The organism is Rathayibacter tanaceti (genome assembly GCF_001634385.1).
Lineage (GTDB): Bacteria > Actinomycetota > Actinomycetes > Actinomycetales > Microbacteriaceae > Rathayibacter > Rathayibacter tanaceti.
The window spans coordinates 1-2,058 of sequence record NZ_LIIN01000229.1 but is presented as its reverse complement, the minus strand read 5'-3'; the positions used below and the strand labels follow the sequence as shown (position 1 = coordinate 2,058).

The following is a 2,058-nucleotide window of genomic DNA, read 5'->3' as shown; positions in this document are numbered from 1 at the left end:
GCCTGCTCGCGGTCCCCGGCATCGGAGCCTGGACCGCAGGCTCCGTCGCGATGCGGGTCACCGGCGACCCCCGACGTGCTCCTGACCGGCGATCCCGCACTGCGGAGCGCGGCGGCGGCGCTCGGCCTGCCGTCCGATCCGCACGCCCTCGCCGAGGCGGGCCGGCGGTGGGCGCCCTGGCGCAGCTACGCCGGGCTGCACCTGTGGCGCGCGTCCGGCCGCCCGTCTGCGTGAGACCGTCCCCCCGCGCGGCGCGTCACCCGGCGCGCGTCACCCAGCGCTCGGGACTCGGATGCGGCTAGCCCTCCTCGGCAGGAGGGATGATCGGCAGGGCCGCGGTCATCGCCTCGATCCCGGAGAGGCGCGCGGGCGAGATCAGCCGCAGCACCTCCTCCCGCGACATCAGCCCCGCCTCGACGACCAGGTCGGCGATGTTGCGGCCGGTGGCGAGCGCCGCCTTGGCGAGGGCAGCGGAGGCGGTGTAGCCGATGCTCGGAGTCAGCGCGGTCACCACTCCGACCGAGGAGGCGACCATCGCCTCGAGCCGGTCGACGTTCGCCGTGATGCCGTCGATGCAGTTCTCACGGAGCGTCGTGCAGGCCTGGGTCATCCAGGTGATGCTCTGCAGCAGCGAGTGCGCGATGACCGGCTCGAAGGCGTTGAGCTGGAGCTGCCCCGCCTCGGCCGCCATCGTGACGGTCACGTCGGCGCCGGCGACCGAGTAGGCGACCTGGTTGACCACCTCGGGGATCACCGGATTCACCTTGCCCGGCATGATGCTCGAACCGGCCTGGCGCGGAGGCAGGTTGATCTCGCCGAAGCCGGCCTGCGGTCCCGAGGAGAGCAGGCGCAGGTCGTTGCAGATCTTCGAGAGCTTGATCGCCGAACGCTTCAGCGCGCTCGAGAACGACATGAAGACTCCGGTGTCGCTGGTGGCCTCGACCAGGTCCTGCGCCATCTCGAGGTCGAGGTCGGTGATCTCGTTGAGGTGGCGGACCGCGGCGGCGCCGTAGCGCGGGTCCGCGGTGATGCCGGTGCCGATCGCGGTCGCGCCGATGTTGACCTCGGCGAGCAGCCAGATGGTCTCGGAGAGCCGCGCGTGGTCCTCGCCCAGCGTGGTGGCGAAGCCGTGGAACTCCTGCCCCAGGGTCATCGGCACCGCGTCCTGGAGCTGGGTGCGGCCGACTTTGAGCACGCTGCCGAACTCGACGGCCTTGCGCGAGAACGATTCACGGAGGAGCGCGAGCTCGTCCAGCAGGCGGCGCAGCGACCAGGTCATCGCGATCTTGATCGCGGTCGGGTAGACATCGTTCGTCGACTGGCTCCGGTTGACGTCGTCGAGCGGATGCAGCTGCGCATAGTCCCCCTTGGCATGACCGCCGATCTCGAGGGCGACGTTGGCGACGACCTCGTTCGCGTTCATGTTGGTGGAGGTGCCTGCTCCGCCCTGGATCACTCCGACCACGAACTGCTCATGGAACTCGCCGTCGAGGATCCGACGGCACGCGGCCTCGATCAGCTCGGCCTTCGCCGGTGAGAGGCTACCGAGCTCGGTGTTCGCGCGGGCCGCGGCGAGCTTGACGGTGGCGAGCGCTCGGACGAGGTCCGGGTAGATCGAGATCGGCCGCTTCGAGATCGGGAAGTTGTCGAGAGCACGGGCCGTGTGGATGCCCCAGTAGGCCTCGGCGGGGATCTCCTTCGCGCCGAGCGAGTCGGTCTCGGTGCGCGTGGCGGGGGTCTCGGTGTCGTCCAGGGCTCTGCCTTCCGTTTCTCGATCGGGGAGGGTGCTCGGTGCGAGGGTCACGTCCAGCTCCGTTGCTGTCGTCGTGCGGCCCCGGTGGGCAGGGGGTCCGCGAACTGCGCAGCCAGCCTAACGCCGGGCCGCAGGCGCGCCGGCGGAGGCACGGCACGACGGGACCGCTGAGCACGCGCACGCACGAGGACCCGCGCCCTGACCGCTGAGCGGGTGGGGGCGCGGGGTCCTCGGAGTCGGCCGGCGAGCGCGGGCGGCCGGTAGGCGCGGGGCTGTCAGAGGTAGTCGGAGCCCGACACGACAGC

Annotated in this window: 1 protein-coding gene and 1 pseudogene; one reads left to right on the top strand and one right to left on the bottom strand. The window is 71.3% G+C overall.

Annotated features, from left to right (window positions below):
• Nucleotides 1-234 (top strand): annotated as a pseudogene (locus ACH61_RS16525) (hypothetical protein); the annotation flags it as partial.
• 64 nt (nt 235-298) lie between these two features.
• Here the strand turns inward: ACH61_RS16525 and ACH61_RS15195 are convergent.
• Nucleotides 299-1,753 carry an aspartate ammonia-lyase gene (locus ACH61_RS15195; RefSeq protein WP_068213664.1) on the bottom strand — a complete coding sequence of 485 codons (1,455 nt, stop codon included), beginning with the start codon at nt 1,751-1,753 and terminating at the stop codon, nt 299-301.
• Nucleotides 1,754-2,058: the final 305 nt, after the last annotated feature.